At 66.3% G+C, this 20,249-nt stretch carries 16 protein-coding genes; 11 read left to right on the plus strand and 5 right to left on the minus strand.

Annotated elements, in window-relative coordinates; genetic code table 11:
• Nucleotides 1-5 precede the first annotated feature (5 nt).
• From WCE05_RS02405 to WCE05_RS02415, 3 genes are read left to right on the plus strand one after another with little or no spacing between them, the layout of a single operon-like run.
• Complete coding sequence (locus tag WCE05_RS02405; RefSeq protein ID WP_225787598.1) at nucleotides 6-788, plus strand: sulfite exporter TauE/SafE family protein; 783 nt, start codon at nucleotides 6-8, stop codon at nucleotides 786-788.
• Between the two features lie 29 nt (nucleotides 789-817).
• Complete coding sequence (gene lgt, locus WCE05_RS02410; protein WP_225787597.1) at nucleotides 818-1,627, plus strand: prolipoprotein diacylglyceryl transferase; 810 nt, start codon at nucleotides 818-820, stop codon at nucleotides 1,625-1,627.
• 49 nt (nucleotides 1,628-1,676) lie between these two features.
• Nucleotides 1,677-2,648, plus strand: coding sequence for a thymidylate synthase (locus WCE05_RS02415; protein ID WP_225787596.1), 972 nt, complete (start codon nucleotides 1,677-1,679; stop codon nucleotides 2,646-2,648).
• A gap of 92 nt (nucleotides 2,649-2,740) precedes the next feature.
• Here the strand turns inward: WCE05_RS02415 and cadR are convergent, their stop codons facing one another.
• The gene (gene cadR / locus WCE05_RS02420) at nucleotides 2,741-3,184 is read right to left on the minus strand and encodes a Cd(II)/Pb(II)-responsive transcriptional regulator (RefSeq protein ID WP_225787595.1); all 444 of its coding nucleotides are present in this window, start codon (nucleotides 3,182-3,184) and stop codon (nucleotides 2,741-2,743) included.
• 81 nt (nucleotides 3,185-3,265) lie between these two features.
• Between cadR and WCE05_RS02425 the strand changes: the two genes are divergently transcribed.
• The 5 genes from WCE05_RS02425 (at nucleotide 3,266) to WCE05_RS02445 (ending at nucleotide 10,502) form a co-directional block, all read left to right on the plus strand.
• Complete coding sequence (locus tag WCE05_RS02425; protein ID WP_225787594.1) at nucleotides 3,266-5,506, plus strand: heavy metal translocating P-type ATPase; 2,241 nt, start codon at nucleotides 3,266-3,268, stop codon at nucleotides 5,504-5,506.
• A gap of 108 nt (nucleotides 5,507-5,614) precedes the next feature.
• Nucleotides 5,615-6,484: a LysR family transcriptional regulator gene (locus tag WCE05_RS02430; protein ID WP_368815387.1), complete on the plus strand. Its 870-nt coding sequence runs from the start codon at nucleotides 5,615-5,617 to the stop codon at nucleotides 6,482-6,484.
• Nucleotides 6,485-6,655: 171 nt separating this feature from the next.
• Nucleotides 6,656-7,720, plus strand: a complete 1,065-nt coding sequence (locus WCE05_RS02435) for a putative 2-aminoethylphosphonate ABC transporter ATP-binding protein (RefSeq protein WP_253079846.1) — start codon at nucleotides 6,656-6,658, stop codon at nucleotides 7,718-7,720.
• A 1-nt stretch (nucleotide 7,721) separates the two neighbouring features.
• The gene (locus tag WCE05_RS02440; RefSeq protein WP_225787591.1) at nucleotides 7,722-9,446 is read left to right on the plus strand and encodes a putative 2-aminoethylphosphonate ABC transporter permease subunit; all 1,725 of its coding nucleotides are present in this window, start codon (nucleotides 7,722-7,724) and stop codon (nucleotides 9,444-9,446) included.
• Between the two features lie 30 nt (nucleotides 9,447-9,476).
• On the plus strand, nucleotides 9,477-10,502 hold the full coding sequence (locus WCE05_RS02445; RefSeq protein WP_225787590.1) for a putative 2-aminoethylphosphonate ABC transporter substrate-binding protein: 1,026 nt from the start codon (nucleotides 9,477-9,479) through the stop codon (nucleotides 10,500-10,502).
• A 71-nt stretch (nucleotides 10,503-10,573) separates the two neighbouring features.
• Here WCE05_RS02445 and WCE05_RS02450 read toward each other — a convergent pair whose 3' ends face one another.
• On the minus strand, nucleotides 10,574-11,938 hold the full coding sequence (locus tag WCE05_RS02450) for a GTPase/DUF3482 domain-containing protein (protein WP_225787589.1): 1,365 nt from the start codon (nucleotides 11,936-11,938) through the stop codon (nucleotides 10,574-10,576).
• On the minus strand, nucleotides 11,931-13,322 hold the full coding sequence (locus tag WCE05_RS02455; RefSeq protein ID WP_225787588.1) for a DUF2868 domain-containing protein: 1,392 nt from the start codon (nucleotides 13,320-13,322) through the stop codon (nucleotides 11,931-11,933). Before WCE05_RS02455 ends, WCE05_RS02450 begins: the two co-directional genes overlap by 8 nt.
• 53 nt (nucleotides 13,323-13,375) lie before the next feature.
• On the opposite strand from WCE05_RS02455, the gene WCE05_RS02460 reads away from it, so the two are divergent.
• Nucleotides 13,376-13,894 (plus strand): dihydrofolate reductase, encoded by a 519-nt coding sequence (locus WCE05_RS02460; RefSeq protein ID WP_225787587.1) that lies wholly within the window; start codon nucleotides 13,376-13,378, stop codon nucleotides 13,892-13,894.
• A gap of 32 nt (nucleotides 13,895-13,926) precedes the next feature.
• Here WCE05_RS02460 and WCE05_RS02465 read toward each other — a convergent pair whose 3' ends face one another.
• Nucleotides 13,927-15,318, minus strand: coding sequence for an L-cystine transporter (locus WCE05_RS02465; protein ID WP_253100295.1), 1,392 nt, complete (start codon nucleotides 15,316-15,318; stop codon nucleotides 13,927-13,929).
• A gap of 244 nt (nucleotides 15,319-15,562) precedes the next feature.
• Here WCE05_RS02465 and WCE05_RS02470 point away from each other — a divergent pair, with 244 nt between their 5' ends.
• Nucleotides 15,563-16,615 (plus strand): haloacid dehalogenase-like hydrolase, encoded by a 1,053-nt coding sequence (locus tag WCE05_RS02470; protein WP_225787585.1) that lies wholly within the window; start codon nucleotides 15,563-15,565, stop codon nucleotides 16,613-16,615.
• 224 nt (nucleotides 16,616-16,839) lie between these two features.
• On the opposite strand, the gene ilvD is transcribed toward WCE05_RS02470, so the two are convergent.
• Nucleotides 16,840-18,681 carry a dihydroxy-acid dehydratase gene (ilvD, locus tag WCE05_RS02475; RefSeq protein ID WP_225787581.1) on the minus strand — a complete coding sequence of 614 codons (1,842 nt, stop codon included), beginning with the start codon at nucleotides 18,679-18,681 and terminating at the stop codon, nucleotides 16,840-16,842.
• A gap of 509 nt (nucleotides 18,682-19,190) precedes the next feature.
• Between ilvD and mgtE the strand changes: the two genes are divergently transcribed.
• On the plus strand, nucleotides 19,191-20,246 hold the full coding sequence (mgtE, locus tag WCE05_RS02480; protein WP_368815388.1) for a magnesium transporter: 1,056 nt from the start codon (nucleotides 19,191-19,193) through the stop codon (nucleotides 20,244-20,246).
• Nucleotides 20,247-20,249 lie beyond the last annotated feature (3 nt).

The raw sequence follows: 20,249 nt of genomic DNA on the forward strand, positions 1-20,249 counted from the left end.
GACGAATGGAGTTCGTACTCTATCTGCTATTGGGCGCATGCGCCGGCGTGCTGGCCGGGCTGTTCGGCGTGGGTGGCGGCATCATCATCGTGCCGGTGCTGGTGTTCAGCTTCACCTTGCAGGGCTTCGACCCCGCCGTGCTGACCCACCTGGCGGTCGGTACCTCGCTGGCGACCATCGTCTTCACCTCGATCAACGCCGTGCTGGAGCACCAGCGCAAGGGCGCGGTGCGCTGGCCGATCTTCGCCTGGATGACCCTGGGCATCCTCATCGGTGCCGGCATCGGTGCCAAGACCGCCTCGTTGATCCAGGGCCCCATGCTGCAGAAGATCATCGGCGTGTTCGCCTTGGTCATCGCCGCGCAGATGGCCCTCGACCTCAAGCCCAAGGCCAGCCGCGGTATCCCCGGCAAGCCGATGCTGGCCGCCGCCGGTGGGGTGATCGGCTGGGCCTCGGCGATCTTCGGCATCGGTGGCGGCTCGCTGACCGTGCCGTTCCTGACCTGGCGCAGCCTGCCGATGCAGCAGGCGGTGGCCACGTCCTCGGCCTGCGGCCTGCCGATCGCCCTGGCCAGTGCCCTGGGCTTCATGTGGCTCGGCTGGCACGAGGCGCACCTGCCGGCCCACAGCCTGGGCTACGTCTACCTGCCGGCGCTGGTCGGCATCGCCGTGACCAGCATGTTCTTCGCCCGCTTCGGCGCGCGCCTGGCGCACAGGCTGTCGCCGCGGCTGCTCAAGCGCCTGTTCGCCGCGCTGCTGTTCTGCGTTGGCCTGAGCTTCTTGATCTAGCTTCCTGATTCGAACCGAGAGGACCCTACATGCTGCCTTACCCGCAGATCGACCCCGTGGCCATCGCCATCGGGCCGCTGAAAATCCACTGGTACGGCTTGATGTACCTGATCGGCATCGGCGGTGCCTGGCTGCTCGCCTCGCGCCGGCTGAAGCGCTTCGACCCCACCTGGAACCGCGAGAAGCTCTCCGACCTGGTGTTCTGGTTGTCGATGGGGGTGATCGTCGGCGGGCGCCTGGGCTACGTGCTGTTCTACGACTTGCACGCCTACCTGGCCAACCCGACGCTGATCCTCGAAGTGTGGAAGGGCGGCATGTCGTTCCACGGTGGCTTCATCGGCGTGATGTTGGCGGCGCTGTGGTTCGGCAAGCGCCACAACAAGTCGTTCTTCGAGCTGATGGACTTCGTCGCCCCGCTGGTGCCGATCGGCCTGGGGGCCGGGCGCATCGGCAACTTCATCAACGCCGAGCTGTGGGGCAAGCCGACCGACGTGCCCTGGGCGATGATCTTCCCGCCGTTCAGCGACCCCGCCCAATTGCCGCGCCACCCGTCGCAGCTGTACCAGTTCGCCCTGGAAGGTGTGGCACTATTCCTGATTCTCTGGGCGTTCTCGCGCAAGCCGCGTCCCACCATGGCGGTGTCGGGCATGTTCGCCCTGTTCTACGGCATCTTCCGCTTCATCGTCGAGTTCGTCCGGGTACCGGATGCCCAGCTCGGCTACATCGCCTTCGGCTGGCTGACCATGGGCCAGTTGCTCTGCGTGCCGATGATCCTTGGTGGCATCGGCCTGATCTGGTGGGCCTATCACCGTACACCCACGGCCAAGGCCGCCGCTTGAATCCATGCGGCAGGGGCGATCCCCCTGCCGTCCTTGCTACAGGTAAGCCATGAAACAGTATCTAGATCTGGTCCGTGACGTCATCGAGAACGGCACCTTGCAGGAGAACCGCACCGGCATCCGCACCATCAGCCTGCCGGGCGCCATGCTGCGCTTCGACCTGCAGAAGGGCTTTCCGGCCATCACCACGCGCAAGCTGGCGTTCAAGTCGGCGATCGGCGAGATGGTCGGTTTCTTGCGCGGCGTGAAGAACGCCGGGCAGTTCCGTGAGCTGGGCTGCAAGGTCTGGGACCAGAATGCCAACGAGAATGCCCAGTGGCTGGCCAACCCGTTCCGCCAGGGGCATGACGACCTGGGCGAGATCTACGGCGTGCAATGGCGCCAGTGGCCGGGCTACAAGCGCATTCCGCTGAGCAATCCGGCGGCCATCGCGATGGCCGAGGGGCAGGGCTTTCGCAAGATCGCCCAGGACGAGGAAGACGGCCAGGCGTTCGTCATCCTGTACAAGGCCATCGACCAGGTGCGCCAGTGCCTGGACACCATCGCCAACGACCCGGGCAGCCGGCGCATCCTGTTCCATGGCTGGAACTGCGCCCAGCTCGACGAGATGGCCCTGCCGCCGTGCCACCTGCTGTACCAGTTCCACCCGAATGTCGAGACGAAGGAGATTTCCCTGACCCTCTACATCCGTTCCAACGACCTGGGCCTGGGCACGCCGTTCAACCTCACCGAGGGTGCGGCATTGCTGTCGCTGTTCGGCCGCCTGACCGGCTACACGCCGCGCTGGTTCACCTACTTCATCGGCGATGCCCATGTGTACGAGAACCACCTGGAGATGCTCAACGAGCAGCTCAAGCGCGAGCCGCTGGCGGCGCCGAAGCTGGTGATCAGCGATCGCGTGCCGGCGTTCGCCGAGACGGGCAAGTACGAACCTGAGTGGCTGGAGAAGATCGAGCCAAGCGATTTCAGCCTCGAGGGGTATGAGCACCATGCGCCGATGACGGCGCCGATGGCGGTCTGACGGATCGCATTGGGGCTGCAAGGCAGCCCCAACTGGCGGCAGAAAGTCTCGACTGACCGGCGTGCCCCGCGCCTACATTCGCAGGCCAGGGCTCAATGCCCGTGACTGCGCCCCACGTGCGAATGCTCCGCCTCCGGTACCGTCACCGCGCCGTTCGTCTCCAGCCGCTGCAGGATCGCGCACTCCGACCCCTGCGCATTGCAGCGTTGACGCAATTCCACCAGTTGCGCCTGCAGCGCCATCAAGCCATCGATCCGTGCCTGCACATGCTCGATATGCTCGTCGATCAGCGCATTGACGCTGCCGCACGCGCCTTCGGGGCTGTCGCGCAGGCTCAGCAGGCTGCGGATTTCGTCCAGGGTCATGTCCAGGGTGCGGCAATTGCGAATGAACGTCAGGCGCTCCACGTGGGCCTGGGTGTAGAGCCGGTAGTTCCCTTCGGTGCGAGCCGGTGCCGGCAGCAGTTGCTCGCGCTCGTAGTAACGGATGGTCTCGACGGGGCAGTCGGTGGCCTTGGCCAGTTCTCCGATCTTCATGGCAATCTCCACGGGTGGGCTTGACCCTATAGTGGCTACAGGGTGTTCACTTGGCAACAGGCTCACCTAAGGATTGAAACCATGAACCAGCCTGTCAGCCACGAACACAAGCATGACCACGGCCAGGAAAGCCATTGCCATGACCATCCTGCGCACAGCTGCTGCGCCGCTGCGCCAGCGCCTGCCCTGGTGCAACTGAGCGAATCGGCCAGCGACAGCGCGCGGCTCAGCCGCTTTCGCATCGAGGCCATGGACTGCCCCACCGAGCAGGGCCTGATCCAGGACACGCTGGGCAAGCTGGCCGGTATCGAGCAACTGGAATTCAACCTGATCAACCGGGTGCTTGGCGTGCGCCATACCCTGGACGGTACCGCTGCGATCGAGCGTGCCATCGACAGCCTGGGCATGCATGCCGAGCCCTTGGCCGACGAGGACGATGGCACCAGCACCGCTCCCCACGCCAGCAAGACCCGGTGGTGGCCGCTGGCCCTGTCCGGCCTGGCGGCGATCATGGCCGAGGTCGTGCATTTCGGCGCATTGGCACCTGAGTGGGTCGTGGCTGCATTGGCGCTGGCGGCGATCCTTGGCTGCGGCCTGGGTACCTACAAGAAGGGCTGGATCGCCCTGAAGAACCGCAACCTCAACATCAATGCGCTGATGAGCATTGCCGTGACGGGTGCGGTGCTGATCGGCCAATGGCCGGAGGCGGCCATGGTGATGGTGCTGTTCACCGTCGCCGAACTGATCGAGGCCCGCTCCCTGGACCGGGCGCGCAATGCCATCAGCGGGCTGATGCAGCTCAGCCCGGACATGGCCACGGTGCGGCAGGCCGATGGCCAGTGGCGTGAGGTCGAGGTGCGCGCGGTGCCCATCGGCGCCCTGGTGCGGGTGCGCCCAGGCGAGCGCATCGGCCTGGACGGCGAGGTGGTCATGGGGCAGTCCAGTGTCGACCAGGCGCCGATCACCGGTGAAAGCCTGCCGGTGGAGAAGGCCCCCGGCGACAAGCTGTTCGCCGGCACCATCAACCAGGCCGGTGCCCTGGAGTACCGTGTCACTGCCGCTGCCGGGCAATCGACCTTGGCGCGGATCATCAAGGCGGTGGAACAGGCCCAGGGCGCCCGGGCGCCGACCCAGCGCTTCGTCGACCGCTTCTCGCGCATCTACACCCCGGCAGTGTTCGCCGTCGCCCTGGCCGTGGCGATCGTCCCGCCGTTGTTCATGGCCGGTGCCTGGTTCGACTGGATCTACCGCGCCCTGGTGCTGCTGGTGGTGGCCTGCCCCTGTGCATTGGTGATCTCCACCCCGGTGACCATCGTCAGCGGCCTGGCTGCCGCGGCGCGCAAAGGCATCCTCATCAAGGGCGGGGTGTACCTGGAGGGTGGGCGCAAGCTGGACTTCCTGGCCCTGGACAAGACCGGCACCCTCACCCACGGCAAGCCGGTGCAGACTGACAGCAACGTGCTCGATCCGCTGTTCGAAGGCCGCGCCCAGGCGCTGGCCGCTAGCCTCGCCGCCCGTTCCGACCATCCGGTGTCGGGGGCCATTGCCCAGTATGCGAGGGCGCAAGGCCTGGCCTTCGACGACGTCGGTGAGTTCGCCGCCCTCGCCGGGCGCGGCGTGCGCGGTGAGGTGGACGGTGAGCTGTATCACCTGGGCAACCACCGCCTGGTCGAGGAACTGGGCCTGTGCTCGCCGCAGTTGGAAGCCGAGCTGGACCAGTTGGAGCGCCAGGGCAAGAGCGTGGTCCTGCTGATTGGCCGCACGGGGCCTCTGGCGCTGTTCGCCGTGGCCGACACGGTCAAGGACAGCAGCCGCCAGGCCATCGCCGAGCTGCATGAGCTGGGTATCAGGACTGTCATGCTGACCGGCGACAATCCGCACACGGCCCAGGCCATCGCCGGCCAAGTCGGCATCGACCGCGCTGAAGGCAACCTGCTGCCGGCAGACAAGCTCACGGCCATCGAGGACCTGTACGCCGAGGGACACCGGGTCGGCATGGTGGGCGACGGTATCAACGACGCACCGGCCCTGGCCCGCGCCGAGATCGGTTTCGCCATGGCCGCCGCCGGTACCGACACGGCCATCGAGACCGCCGACGTGGCCTTGATGGACGACGACTTGCGGAAAATCCCGGCGTTCGTCAGGCTGTCGCGCCAAAGCGCGGCGATACTCACCCAGAACATCGTCCTGGCCCTGGGCATCAAGGCGATTTTCCTGGCGATCACCTTTGCCGGCATGGCCACCATGTGGATGGCGGTGTTCGCCGACATGGGCGTGAGCTTGCTGGTGGTGTTCAACGGCTTGCGCCTGTTGCGCAAGTAGCGGCTGCAGCTTCAAGTTGACCGAGGTGACAGTGAGTTGGATGAATGTGCACGGCCCTGCTTTTACTTGCAGCTTGCCGCTTGAAGCTTGCCGCTGCGGCCCCAAACCATGCTGAGCGCCGAACTCAAGGCTTTCTATATGGTGGCCCGGCTGGGCAGTATCACCCTGGCGGCGAAGAAGCTCGGGCTCAGCCAGCCCACGGTGACCACGCAGATCCGCAACCTGGAGAACCAGTATGCGGTGGAGCTGTTCTACCGTGGCGGGCGGCGGTTGGTGCTGAGCGACGAAGGCGCGCGCCTGCTGCCGATGGTCAAGGCGCTGCTGCAGCAGGAGGCCGATATCGAGTTCGAGTTGCGCAACAGCGGCCAGGCCCAGGGCAGTTTGCGCATCGCCGCCACTGCGCCGTACTACGTCCTCGACCTGGTGAAGATCTTTCGCGAGCGCCTGCCCCAGGTCGAGGTGGCGGTGGAGATCGGCAATTCCCAGCAAGTGCTGGAAATGCTCGAGGACTACCGGGTCGACATCGCCGCCTCGTCGCAACTGGTGGAAGACACCCGGCTGGTGCGTCGGGTGCTGGGCAGCGACCCACTGGTGGTGGCGGTGCACCGCAACCATCCCCTGGCCCATCGCCAGGTGGTTGCCATCGACGCCCTGGCCGGGCATTGCCTGTTGATGCGCGAGCAGGGCTCGACCACACGCAAGCTGACCGAGCGGATGCTTTCGCAAGCCAAGGTGCAGATGGGCGCGCTGCTGGAGATCGGTAGCCGCGAGTCGATCCGCGAGGCGGTGCTGCGCAATATCGGCATCAGCATCATTGCCCGCCACGAGGTGCCGCATAACCCGGAGCTGCGGGTGCTGGAGCTGGAGGATGCGCCGGTGATGCACGAGTACCTGTATTGCCTGAAAGAGCGGCGCCAGGCGCGATTGCCGGCGGCATTCCTGGGGGTGGCGCAGGAGGTGGCGGGGTCGCAGTTCTGATCGTTCTATCGGTGGCGTCTGTCCAAGCGGCTGGCGCTGCCTTGCAGCCCATCGCCGGCAGGGCCAATCCAAAATCCATGAATATCACTATCGGCAGCTTTTGCCTCTCAGCCACATAACCTTCGTATTGCCTCCCTAGCATGGCCTCCATCTCTTCGATGAGGCCCTGTCATGAACAACGCCATCGCAACCCCGGGCGCACAAATGAAAGTGCGCGGTATCCACAAGCGTTTCGGTGCCTTCACGGCGCTGAACGATGTTTCCCTGGACATCGCCGCCGGCGAGCTGGTCTGCCTGCTCGGCCCCTCGGGCTGCGGCAAGACCACCCTGCTGCGCTGCATCGCCGGCCTGGAGCGCCAGGACCGTGGCGAGCTGTACATCGGCGAGCGCAACATCTCCGACCTGCCGCCCCAGGCCCGCGATTATGGCATCCTGTTCCAGTCCTACGCGCTGTTCCCCAACCTCACCGTCGAGGCCAACATCGCCTACGGCCTGACCGGCAGCAGCCGCGACGAGGCCCGCCAGCGCGTGGCCGAGATGCTCGAGCTGGTCGGCCTGTCGGGCAGCGAAAAGAAATACCCCGGCCAGCTCTCCGGCGGCCAGCAACAGCGTGTGGCCCTGGCCCGCGCCCTGGCGCCATCGCCGTCGCTGCTGCTGCTCGACGAGCCGATGTCGGCCCTCGATGCGCGGGTCCGTGAGCACCTGTGCACCGAGCTGCGCCAACTGCAGCGGCAGTTGGGCATCACCACCCTGATGGTCACCCACAACCAGGACGAAGCCATGCTCATGGCCGACCGCATCGCCGTGATGAACAACGGCCAGGTCGAGCAGTACGCCACGCCCCAGGAAATCTACGACCAGCCGGCCACGCCATTCGTTGCCGAGTTCGTCGGCCAGGGCAACTGGTTGCCGTTCCAGCGCAGCAGTGACAGCCATGCCCAGGTCGGTGGCATGAGCATGCGCCTGGCGTCCGGAGCGGTGCGCGCCAGCAGTGGCCGGCTGTTCTGCCGTCCGGAGGCGATCACGGTCAACCCGCCGGTGCATGAGGAAAACCTGTTCCCGGCCATGGTCCGCGAGATCACCTTCCTCGGTAACCGTTGCCGCATGAGCTTCGAGCTCAAGGCCCTGCCGGGTCATGCCCTGCTCGCCGAGCTGGCGCCGGAAGCCATGCCGCGCCTGGGTTCCCAGGATATCTGGGTGGCCCTGCCGCCGCGCAGCCTGCAGGTCTTTGCCTGAGATGGCCGCGCCAATGTCCGTATCGATAGCCCAGGCCAGGGCCGTGCCACGCAGTGGTGTCGCCCTGGGGGACCGTCTCTTCGTCGTCGGCGGCAAGAGCCTGCTGCTGGTTTTGCTCATCCTCGCCGTGCTGATGCCCTTGCTGGCGATCTTCTGGCGCGGTTTTAGTGGCGACGCCGGCCAGGGTGGCGGCCTGCTGGCTGCCCGCGAGCTGTTCGCCAGCGCGAATTTCCACTGGTTGCTGGGCAACAGCCTGAGCGTGGCCTTCAGCGTCGCGGCCATCGTCGTGCCCCTGGCCTACCTGTTCGCCTATGCCTTGCAGCGTACCCTGATCCCAGCCAAGGGCCTGTGGCGGGGCATTTCCCTGCTGCCGCTGCTGGCGCCGTCGATGCTGCCGGCGATCGCCCTGGTGTACCTGTTCGGCAACCAGGGCCTGTTGCGCGGTTTGCTCAGCGACAACATCTATGGCTTCTGGGGCATCGTCCTCGGCGAGGCCATCTACACCTTCCCGCATGCCCTGATGATCCTGCTCTCGGCACTGTCGCTGGCCGATGCCCGTCTGTTCGATGCCGCGTCGAGCATGGGCGCCGGCCCCTGGCGGGCGTTTCGCAGCATCACCTGGCCGGCCACGCGCCAGGCGGTGTTCGCTGCCTTCTGTCTGGTGTTCACCTTGACCATCACCGACTTCGGCGTGCCGGTCGTGGTGGGGGGCGACTACCAGGTTCTGGCGCTGGAAGCTTACAAGGCCGTGGTCGGCCAGCAGCAGTTCGGCCGTGGCGCGCTGATCGGCATGGTCCTGTTGGTGCCGGCACTGCTGAGCTTCGCCGTCGACGCCTGGCTGCGCCGCCGTCAGGGCGAGGCCATGAGCGGCCGCGCCCAGGTGTTCCAGCCCAAGCCGTCGCGTCGCCGCGATGCCTGCTTCCTGGCCATCGTGCTGCTGGTCTGCGCAGTGCTGCTGCTGGTCGTCGGTATGGCGGTGTACTCCTCGCTGGTCAAGTTCTGGCCCTACAACCTGTCGCTGTCGCTCAAACACTACATGTTCGAGGACACCGCCGGCGGCGGCTGGCTGGCCTACCGCAACAGCGTGACCATGGCCCTGGGCACGGCGCTGGTTGGCAGCATCGTGATCTTCACCTGCGCCTACCTGATGGAGAAGACCCAGGGCCAGCGCTTGCTCAACCAGGCCTTGCGCCTGCTGAGCTTCATCCCCATGGCGGTACCGGGGTTGGTCCTGGGCCTGGGCTACGTGTTCTTCTTCAACCTCAGCGGCAACCCGTTGCACGTGTTCTACGGTGGCATGACCTTGCTGGTGGTATGCACCATCGCCCACTACCTGACCACCGCGCAGATGACCGCGACCACCGCCCTGCGCCAGCTCGACGGCGAGTTCGAGGCTGCCGCGCTGTCGCTCAAGGCGCCGCTGTACCGGCACTTCCTGCGGGTCACCGTGCCGATCTGCCTGCCGGCGCTGCTGGACATCGTCCGCTACCTGTTCGTCTCGGCGATGACCACGGTATCGGCGGCGATCTTCCTGTACAGCCCCGACACCATCCTCGCCGCCGTCGCCGTGCTGAACATGGACGACGCCGGCAACGTGGGCGGCGCCGCCGCCATGTCGACCCTGATCCTGTTGACCAGCGCGGCCGCCTCGCTGCTGCTGGCCGGTGCTTCCCGCGGCCTGTTGCGCCGCTCCCAGGCCTGGCGCCAGCGCGCCGCCGACCACTGACCGACTGCCAACCCTGTAAGGAACCGCACCATGTTCAAGCCCCTGGTACTTGCCGCTGCCGTATCCGCCGTGTTCAGCCTGCAGGCTTCGGCCGCCGAGACCCAACTGACCGTCTATACCGCCCTGGAAGCCGAGCAGCTCAAGAGCTACAAGCAGGCCTTCGAGAAGGCCAACCCGGACATCGAGATCAAGTGGGTGCGCGACTCCACCGGCATCATCACCGCCAAGCTGCTGGCCGAGAAGGATCGCCCGCAGGCCGACGCGGTGTGGGGCCTGGCCGCCTCCAGCCTGGCCATCCTCGACCAGAACGGCATGCTCGAAGCCTATGCGCCGAAGGACCTGGCGAAGATCGGCGAACACTACCGCGATGCGGCCAATCCGCCAGCTTGGGTCGGCATGGACGTGTGGGCCGCGACCATCTGCTTCAACACCATCGAGGCCGAGAAGCAGGGCCTGAGCAAGCCGGTGAGCTGGCAGGACCTGACCAAGCCTGAATACAAGGGCAAGATCGTCATGCCCAACCCGGCCTCGTCCGGTACTGGCTTCCTGGATGTCAGCGCCTGGTTGCAGACCTTCGGCGAGCCCCAGGGCTGGGCCTACATGGACGCTTTGCACCAGAACATCGGCCAGTACGTCCACTCCGGTTCCAAACCGTGCAAGCTGGCGGCTGCGGGTGAGTTCCCGATCGGCATCTCCTTCGAATACCCGGCCGTGCAGCTCAAGCGCCAGGGCGCACCGCTGGACATCGTCCTGCCCAAGGAGGGCCTGGGCTGGGAGATCGAGGCGACCGCGGTGATCAAGGGCACGCCCAAGGCCGAGGCCGCCAGGCGCCTGGCCGACTTCTCCGCGAGCCCCGCTGCCATGGAGTTGTACAAGGAAAACTTCGCCGTGCTCGCCGCGCCGGGTATCGCCAAGCCGCAGACCGAATTGCCGGCGGACTACGAGCAGCGCCTGATCAAGAACGACTTCAACTGGGCCTCGCAGAACCGTGACCAGATCCTGGCCGAGTGGCGCAAGCGCTATGACGGCAAGTCGGAGAAGGTTGCCCAGCAGTAAGTGTCTTCAGTTGTCATCTGGGGCTGCAAAGCAGCCCCAATACCGCTTGGCTGACTGGCCTGGGGGCTTGTTTAGAGTTCTGCCACCAAGGCTTCGAGCTGCTCCTGACGTTCTGCCTGGTTGATCCGCGCCCCGGCATTGAGCGACGACCATTGCGGATGCGCCCGCGCCCGTTTCAGCGCCTCGGGCAGCTTGCCTTCGCGCCAGGTCTTCTCATCCAGCTCGCCCAGGCGCACCCTGTCCTGTGCGGCATGCCCGCGATTATCCAATGCTGCCATCAACTGCTGTTGGCGCAACGCCAGCAAACGCAGTACCGCGTCGTCCACGGTCAGCTCGCGCTGGCCCTTCAGCTTGCCCATCAACCTGGCGCCATAGTTGCGCGCGGTTTGTAGCGCACCACCGGCGATGGCGCCTGCCAGCGCCGCAGCGCCGAGGGTCAGCCCGCCCACCAGCAGATCGACCCCCGCCCCGGCAGCGGCACCGGCCGCGACCCCGCTACCCAGGCGCACGCCAAGCAGTTTCAGTGTCTCGGGGTTGAACAGGTCGTCGCCCCAGCGCCCGTCCAGCAGCGGCAGGTCGCCAGCGTTGGCGTCGTCGTGGCGGAAGGCGTACAGCTTGAGCAGCGCCTCGACGCAACGTTGCTCGCGCTGGCGCACCTCCTGGCGCAAGGCTTCGATGGCCTTGGCTTCGGCGGCTGGCTCGGCCTCGACGCTGCGTCGGCAGGCGGCGCAGTCGAGCAGCAGCTCGGCGATCAGGCGCTTGCCGCTTTGCTGGCGGGCCTGGCGCTGGGCCTGCTGGTCGTCGATCAGCCGCTGCAGGGCAGGGCGGGCGTCTTCGAGCAGCAGGGCGAGGCTTTCGTACAAGCGCCGCTCGCCATCTTCCGGCGGGGCCACGCTGTCGAACCGCACCAGTGCATGCAGGCCCAGGCGGGCCAGGGCCTCGCGCCATTGCGGCTCGCGGTGCTGGCTGCTGGCGACGAAGTTGAGCACCGGCAGCAACGGCTTGCCGCAGCCGGCCAGCACTTCCAGTTCGTCACGGTACTTGGCCAGCACCGGTTCGCGGGCGTCGATCACATAGAGCCCGGCATCGCTGGACAGCAACTGGCGCAGCACCTTGGCCTCCTGCTCGAAACGCTGGCGCGCCTCGCTGCCCTGGAGAAAGCGCTCCAGCCGGGCCGGGCCATCCAGGCGTTCGCCGGGGCGTTCCAGACGTTCCAGGTAGTCGAGCAGGGCGATGGCATCCTCCAGGCCCGGCGTATCGTACAGTTCCAGCAAGGGCTCGCCGTCCACCGACAGGCGTGCCCCTTCCACGTGGCGGGTGGTGCTGGGGCGATGGGAGACCTCGCCGAAGCCGACATCGCGGGTCAGGGTGCGCAGCAGGGAGGTCTTGCCGACGTTGGTGTGGCCGACCACGGCCAGTTTCAGCGGCTCAGTCATGGCCATGCTCCAGCCAGGTCAGCGGCGAGGTGTCGGCGTGCGGCAGGCCGAGGCGGTCCAGGGCGTCGTGCCAGTCGCCCAGGCGGGCGGCATCCAGCGCCTGGCCCGGCAATGCCTGGAGCAGCCAGATGCGGGTGGCACCGGCGTTGCGCGCCAGTTCGGCGAGCAGCGCCAGGCTGCCGCGGTCCGGCGAACGGCGGGGGTCGCAGGCGATGGCCAGGCGCGCCGGGGGGAAGCGGCTCAATTGCTCCAGCAGCTTGTGGCGCGACTCGCGGCTGTCCAGTACACCGGCATCCATCACCGCCTTCGGCAGGGCCGGAGGCCAGGGGCGCTGGTCGTCCAGCTCCAGGCCCACCAGCAACGCCCCGCCGTGCTGTGCATCCACCTGGCCGGATTCGAAATGCGGCAGGGTAGCCGGGGCGGCATCTTGCACGCCAAGCCGTTCGCTGCTGGGCATCAGGGCGTCGCGCAGTTGGCTGTAGCCGGGCAGGCTCAGGTCCAGGGCCAGGCGCGCTCGGCCCTGGCGCCAGCGCCACAGGCACATGGCCGCCAGCAACAGGCGCGGCAGCAGGCCGTAGACCAGCACCACGCCGAGCAGCCAGCTGGCCCAGGCCTGGCGCGCCAGGTCGAGGGCGGGAAGGGTATCGCCGCTGGCGCGGATCATGGCTTCGTCAGGCACGGCGAAACCGAGCAGCGAGGGCAGGGCGCCGAGGGCCTGGGTCAGGGTGATGAAGGGTTCGGCAGCGAGCAGGGTGGTCTCCCAGACGAAGCCATAGCGGCGGGCGGCCAGCAGCGCCAGGAGCATGCCCAGCGCCGCGGCCATCGCCAGCGACCACAGGCCATGCACCAGCAGGCCGAGCAGCCAGCGGTTCAGGCGCTGGCGCTGCAGCATCACCAGCAATGCCGGGGCCAGGTGCGCAGCCTTGGCGTCGCGGGCGAAGCGTTCGCTCAGCCATAGCCACAGGCGTCCGAGGCTGGCGCCGTGTTCGCCGCTCAAGGCGAAGCCGATTGCCCAGCCCAGCAGCATCAGCAGGTTCAGCCCGAGCAGGCTGCCCAGGGCCCAGAACACGTTCACCGAGCGCTGGCCGTCGCCTAGGGCGGCGAGGCCCAGGCCGGCGCCGCTGAGCACGGCCAGTACCAGCAGGGCCAGCAGCGCCAGGCGCGCGCCCTGCTTCCAGTGGTGCAGGGCGGCGGTCATGCCGTCGCGTTCGGCCAGCCACAGGGCGCGGGTCTCGATACGCGCCGCCAGTTCGCCGCCCTGCTGTCGGGCGCGGCGGTTGGCCTCCTGGTCCTCGAGGGGGCCGGCGTGCTCCTCGCGCAGGCGCACCGCTTCGGTGAGCCAGCGTTTGTCGAATGGGGTCGGTGCAGTCACAAGGTCTTCCATTGCACAAGTCAGGGCAAAGCATAACCCAGGCGACGAGTGCTATCCTCGCCCCCATGAATACATCACTTCCCCTCAGCCTGATCGCGGCCCTCGCCGAGAACCGCGTGATCGGCATCGACAACTCCATGCCCTGGCACCTGCCAGGGGATTTCAAGTACTTCAAGGCCACTACCTTGGGCAAGCCGATCATCATGGGGCGCAAGACCTGGGATTCGCTGGGCCGGCCATTGCCGGGCCGCCTGAACCTCGTGGTCAGCCGCCAGCCGGGCCTTGCGCTTGCGGGGGCCGAGGTCTTCGCTTCGCTGGAGCAGGCGCTGGTGCGTGCCGAGCAGTGGGCCCGGGAGCAGGGTGTCGACGAGCTGATGCTGATCGGTGGGGCGCAGTTGTATGGGCAGGCGCTGGAGAAAGGGCTGGTCAGCCGTATGTACCTGACCCGCGTGGAGCTGTCGCCGGAGGGGGATGCCTGGTTCCCGGAGTTCGACCAGGCGCAGTGGGCGTTGACGTCGAGTGTGCCGCAGGCGGGCGAGGGTGAGGGGCCTGCGTATCGCTTCGAGGTCTGGGACAAGGTTTGAGACTGTTGGGGCCGCGCAGCGGCCCCAGGCGCTCAGGAGTGGCTCAGCTCGGCATGCTGGTCATCGGCCAGCACCTCTTTGTCGGTCTCTTTCAGCAACTGGCTGGTCACCACGCCCGCGGTCATCGAGCCGTTGACGTTCAGCGCGGTGCGGCCCATGTCGATCAGTGGCTCGACCGAGATCAGCAACGCCACCAGTTCCACCGGCAGGCCCATGGCCGGCAGCACGATCAGCGCGGCGAAGGTCGCACCACCGCCCACGCCGGCGACGCCCGCCGAGCTCAGGGTGACGATGGCCACCAGGGTAGCGATCCACAGCGGGTCGAAGGTGTCGATGCCCACCGCCGGGGCCACCATCACCGCCAGCATGGCCGGATACAGGCCGGCGCAGCCGTTCTGGCCGATGGTCGCGCCGAACGAGGCGCTGAAGCTGGCGATGGACTGCGGCACGCCCAGGCGGCGGGTCTGCGCCTCGATGTTCAGCGGGATGCTGGCGGCGCTGGAGCGGCTGGTGAAGGCGAAAGTCAGCACCGGCCAGACCTTGCGCAGGAAGCGCAGCGGGCTGACGCCGGAGATCGCCAGGATCACCCCGTGAACCACGAACATCAGCCCCAGGCCGAGGTACGACACCACCACGAAGCTGCCCAGCTTGAGGATGTCCTCCAGGTTGGAGCTGGCCACCACCTTGGCCATCAGCGCGAGCACGCCGTAGGGGGTGAGTTTCATCACCAGGCGTACCAGGCGCATCACCCAGGCCTGCAAGGTGTCGATGGCCGCCAGGGCGCGCCCGCCCTTGTCGCTGTCGTCCTTGATCAACTGCAGCGCGGCCAGGCCCAGGAACACGGCGAAGATCACCACGCTGATGATCGAGGTCGGCTTGGCCCGCGCAAGGTCGCCGACAGGGTTGCTGGGGATGAACGACAGCAGCAGTTGTGGCACGTTGAGGTCGGCGACCTTGCCCGCGTAGTCGCTCTGGATCGCCTGCAGGCGCGCGGTTTCCTGGGCTCCGGCCACCAGCCCTTCGGCGCTCAGGCCGAACAGGTTGGTCAGGGCGATGCCGATCAGCGCGGCGATGGCGGTGGTCAGCAGCAGGATACCGATGCTCAGCACGCTGATCCGCCCGAGGGACGAGGCGTTGTGCAGGCGCGCCACGGCACTGAGGATCGAGGCGAACACCAGCGGTATGACGATCATCTGCAGCAGGCCCACGTAGCCGTTGCCGACCAGGTCGAGCCAGCCGATGGTGGCCTTGAGCACCGGGTGGCCGGCGCCATAGAACGTGTGCAGGGCCAGGCCGAACAGCACGCCCAGGCCAAGGCCCAGCAGGACTTTCTTCGCCAGGCTCCAGTCGGTACGGCGGGTTTGCGCCAGGCCCAGCAGCAAAGCCAGGAACACCAGCAGGTTGAGTGACAGCGGCAGGTTCATTGAAGCTCCAGGATAAAGCAGAAAGGGCGTCGCCTCTGGTGAGCGATTGCGAACATAAATGCTAACAGTCTGAAAACAAACGAATTTATATCCAAATGGAATTTGGATAGTCGTAAATGGAATAACACCTTGTCGTTCCTGGCAATGAACACGGCGTTTGCAGCTGCGTGGAGGTCGTTGTCAGGGGGGCGATGGCAGGGTTGTTTGGCTAGCGTTCCAAGGCCACTTTTCAGGAGATTCGCACATGATCGCTCCGAAAGTCCTCGCCGGCGGCCTGGCCTTGGCGCTCAGCTTCACTACCTGGGCCGTCGAGCTCAAGCATTGGCCGCAGGATGCCGCCAGGCAGCTCGACCAGATGATCGCGGCCAATGCCAACCAGGGCAACTACGCCGTCTTCGACATGGACAACACCAGCTATCGCTTCGACCTGGAAGAAGCCTTGCTGCCCTTCATGGAGAACAAAGGGCTGATCAGCCGCGACACGCTCGACCCCTCCCTGAAGCTGATCCCGTTCAAGGACACTGCCGAGCACAAGGAAAGCCTGTTCAGCTATTACTACCGTTTGTGCGAGATCGATGACATGGTCTGCTACCCCTGGGTGGCCCAGGTGTTCTCCGGCTTCAGCCTCAAGGCGCTGAAGGCCCAGGTCGATGAACTGATGGCGTCCGGCAAGCCCGTCCCCGCCACCTATTACGACGGTGAGCAGGTCAAGCGCATGGAGGTGCCGCCGCCCAAGGTGTTCACTGGGCAGACCGAGCTGTTCAACAAGCTGATGGAGAATGGCATCGACGTCTATGTGATCTCCGCTGCGTCGGAGGAGCTGGTACGCATGGTCGCCTCCGACCCCAGGTACGGCTACAACGTGAAGCCCGAGAACGTCATCGGCGTCAGCCTGCTGCTCAAGGACCCCGCCACCGGTCAGTTGACCACCGCGCGCAAGCAGATCAGCGAAGGCCGCTACGATCCCAAGGCCAACCAGGATCTGGAGCTGACCCCTTACCTATGGACCCCGGCCACCTGGATGGCTGGCAAGCAGGCGGCCATCCTCACCTACATCGACGAGTGGAAGAAGCCGGTGCTGGTGGGAGGCGATACGCCGACCAGCGATGGCTACATGCAGTTTCATGGTGTCGACGTGGGCAAGGGTGGCATCCACCTGTGGATAAACCGCAAGGCCAAGTACATGGCGCAGATGAACGGGATGATCGCCAAGCAGGCCGCGGCCCAGGCGAAGGAAGGAGTGCCGGTGACGGCGGACAAGAACTGGGTGATAGTGACGCCGGAGCAGATCCAGTGATCGGGTTGCCTGACCAGGCCTGTTAGTGGGGCGCGTGGCGTTGGGGCTGCTTTGCAGCCCATCGCCGGCAAGCCCCCACAGGGATCGCGCTGTTCTTGAGGTCGGCGCCGAACCTGTGGGAGCGCACCTGCCCGCGAATAGGGCGGTACAGACACTACAGAAAGGATTTATCCACAAATAGAAAACCGGCGCACAGGGCGCCGGTTCTTTATGTGCCGCGAGCCTTACAGCCCTTCGAGCATCGCCTTGTTGCGTACTGCGCCCTTGTCGGCGCTGGTGGCCAGCAGGGCGTAGGCCTTCAGGGCGGTGCTGACCTTGCGTGGGCGGGCTTCGGCCGGTTTCCAGCCTTTCTTGTCCTGCTCCACACGGCGAGCGGCCAGTTCCTCGTCGCTGACCAGCAGGTTGATCGAGCGGTTGGGGATGTCGATGAGGATCTTGTCGCCATCGCGCACCAGGCCGATGGCACCGCCTGCGGCGGCTTCCGGCGAGGCGTGGCCGATCGACAGGCCCGAGGTGCCGCCGGAGAAGCGGCCATCGGTGAGCAGGGCGCAAGCCTTGCCCAGGCCCTTGGACTTCAGGTACGAGGTCGGGTAGAGCATCTCCTGCATGCCTGGGCCGCCTTTCGGGCCTTCGTAGCGGATGATGACCACGTCGCCGGCTTTCACTTCGTCGGCGAGGATGCCGCGCACGGCGCTGTCCTGGCTCTCGAAGATCTTCGCGCTGCCCTCGAACACCAGGATCGACTCGTCGACACCGGCGGTCTTCACCACGCAGCCATCCTGCGCGATGTTGCCGTACAGCACGGCCAGGCCACCCTCTTGCGAGTAGGCGTGCTCGACGCTACGGATGCAGCCTTCGGCGCGGTCCAGGTCCAGGCTCGGCCAGCGGGTCGACTGGCTGAAGGCGGTCTGGGTCGGGATACCGGCGGGGCCGGCCTTGAAGAAGGTGTGCACCGCCTCGTCATCGGTCTGGGTGATGTCCCACTTGGCGATGGCTTCCTCCATGCTGCGGCTGTGCACGGTCGGCAGGTCGGTGTGCAGCAGGCCGCCACGGGCCAGCGAACCGAGGATGCTGAAGATGCCGCCAGCGCGGTGGACGTCCTCCATGTGGTACTTCTGGATGTTCGGCGCCACCTTGCACAGCTGTGGCACTTTGCGCGACAGGCGATCGATGTCGCGCAGGTCGAAGTCCACCTCGGCTTCCTGGGCCGCAGCCAGCAGGTGCAGGATGGTGTTGGTCGAACCGCCCATGGCGATGTCGAGCATCATGGCGTTCTCGAACGCCTTGAAGTTGGCGATACTGCGCGGCAGGACCGAGGTGTCGTTCTCGCCGTAGTAGCGCTTGCACAGCTCGACGATGGTGCGCCCGGCGCTGAGGAACAGTTGTTCGCGGTCGGCGTGGGTGGCCAGGGTCGAACCGTTGCCTGGCAGGGCCAGGCCAAGGGCTTCGGTCAGGCAGTTCATCGAGTTGGCGGTGAACATGCCGGAGCACGAACCACAGGTCGGGCACGCGCTGCGCTCGTACTCCGCGACCTTCTCGTCGCTGGCAGACGAGTCGGCGGCGATGACCATGGCGTCGACCAGGTCCAGGCCGTGGTTGGCCAGCTTGGTCTTGCCGGCTTCCATCGGGCCGCCGGAGACGAAGATCACCGGAATGTTCAGGCGCAGGGCGGCCATCAGCATGCCGGGGGTGATCTTGTCGCAGTTGGAGATGCACACGATGGCGTCGGCGCAGTGGGCGTTGACCATGTATTCCACGGCGTCAGCGATGATCTCGCGGCTCGGCAGCGAATAGAGCATGCCGTCGTGGCCCATGGCGATGCCGTCGTCGACCGCGATGGTGTTGAATTCCTTGGCCACGCCACCGGCGCGCTCGATCTCGCGGGCCACCAGTTGGCCCAGGTCCTTCAGGTGCACATGCCCTGGGACGAACTGGGTGAACGAGTTGGCGATGGCGATGATCGGTTTCTTGAAGTCTTCGTCCTTCATCCCGGTGGCGCGCCAGAGGGCACGGGCACCGGCCATGTTGCGGCCCTGGGTGGAAGTCTTGGAACGGTAAGCAGGCATGAAGCACTCCTGGCGGCTGAATCAGGTCACAAAAAGGGGAGTGAGCTTCTCTTGTCCTTTGCGCCGAGGCCGGTTGCCACTGGCACGGATGAGGTCGAAGACAGCGCGGGATCGCCGCGTGCTCGACCAGAGCTCATAAACCCGCCGGGGATGTCTGGCGATGAATAGGCCGATTCTACACCGCTGGCGCGGCGAGGGAATGGCGATGTGGATGGCCGGCGGCCATCTGGGACGGGGTTCGGCGATGATTTCATCTGACAGACGCTCTGTAGGAGGCTTCCCAAATGTAGCCAGAAGGCCTTTTCGCCACTGACGCGCCGGTGCGCCTGGCCTATCATCCCCGCGCCGCATGTGCGGCTTCACGAGACACGACCTCAATGGACCTTCCCAGTTTCAGTTCGTCACGAACCTGCAACCTGGCACTGAGTGCGCCGTCGCCAGGGCTACCGAAGGCTTGAGCCGGCAAGGCTGAGGTCTGCGGGCGCCTGGGTCGGCGCCTGGAGAACCTTATGCACTGCACATCCGATACCCTCGCTTCGCCATTCGACCCGCGCCAGGCCGCCCAGGCCCGTCGCGATGGCCTCCTGCAACAGGGCCGCTATCTCGAGGGCACCGCCGGCGCCCTGATGACCGGCGAATACTCGAGTCTCGACCGCGGCCTGAGCGCCAGCCAGGCCATCGACATGCTGCGCCGAGAGGCCGCCGATGCCGAGACCATCTACCAGGCCTACGTCCTCGACGGGCAACGCAACCTGCTGGGTACCCTGTCCCTGCGCGAGCTGATCCTGGCCGCACCTGACCAGCCGATCGAGCGGATCATGGTGCGCGATGTCATTTGCGTCGGCACGTCCACTGGCCAGGAAGAGGTGGCCCGCCTGGTCCGCGAACACGACCTGCTGGCCGTGCCGGTGCTCGACGAGGCTGGCCGGCTGGTGGGCATCGTCACCTGCGACGATGCCATCGACGTGGTGGTCGAGGAGGCCACCGAGGATTTCCACAAGGGCGCGCTGATCACCAACCACGTCGGCAACCTCAAGGAGGCCACCATTGGCCTGCTGTACCGCAAGCGTGTGCTGTGGCTGGTGCTGCTGGTGTTCGGCAACCTGTTCTCCGGGGCGGGCATCGCCGCGTTCGAGGAGACCATCGCCGCGCATATCGCCCTGGTGTTCTTCCTGCCCCTGCTGGTGGACAGTGGCGGCAATGCCGGCGCCCAGTCGGCGACGCTGATGGTCCGTGGCCTGGCCACGGGCGAGGTGGTGTTACGCGACTGGCTGCGCATGCTGACCCGCGAATGCGCGGTGGCGCTGGCCCTGGGCGGCACCATGGCGATCGCCGCGGCGTCGCTGGGCATGCTGCGGGGCGGGCCGGAGATCGCCGTGATCGTCGCCAGCAGCATGTTGGTGATCGTGCTCATCGGCAGCCTGATCGGCATGAGCCTGCCGTTCATGCTCAGCCGCCTGAAGCTCGATCCGGCCACTGCCAGTGGGCCGCTGGTGACCTCGATCGCCGATGCGGCGGGGGTACTGGTGTACTTCGGGATCGCTTCGCAGGTGCTGGGTCTGTGATGC

It is taken from the genome of Pseudomonas sp. I2 (genome assembly GCF_040984075.1).
Lineage (GTDB): Bacteria > Pseudomonadota > Gammaproteobacteria > Pseudomonadales > Pseudomonadaceae > Aquipseudomonas > Aquipseudomonas guariconensis_B.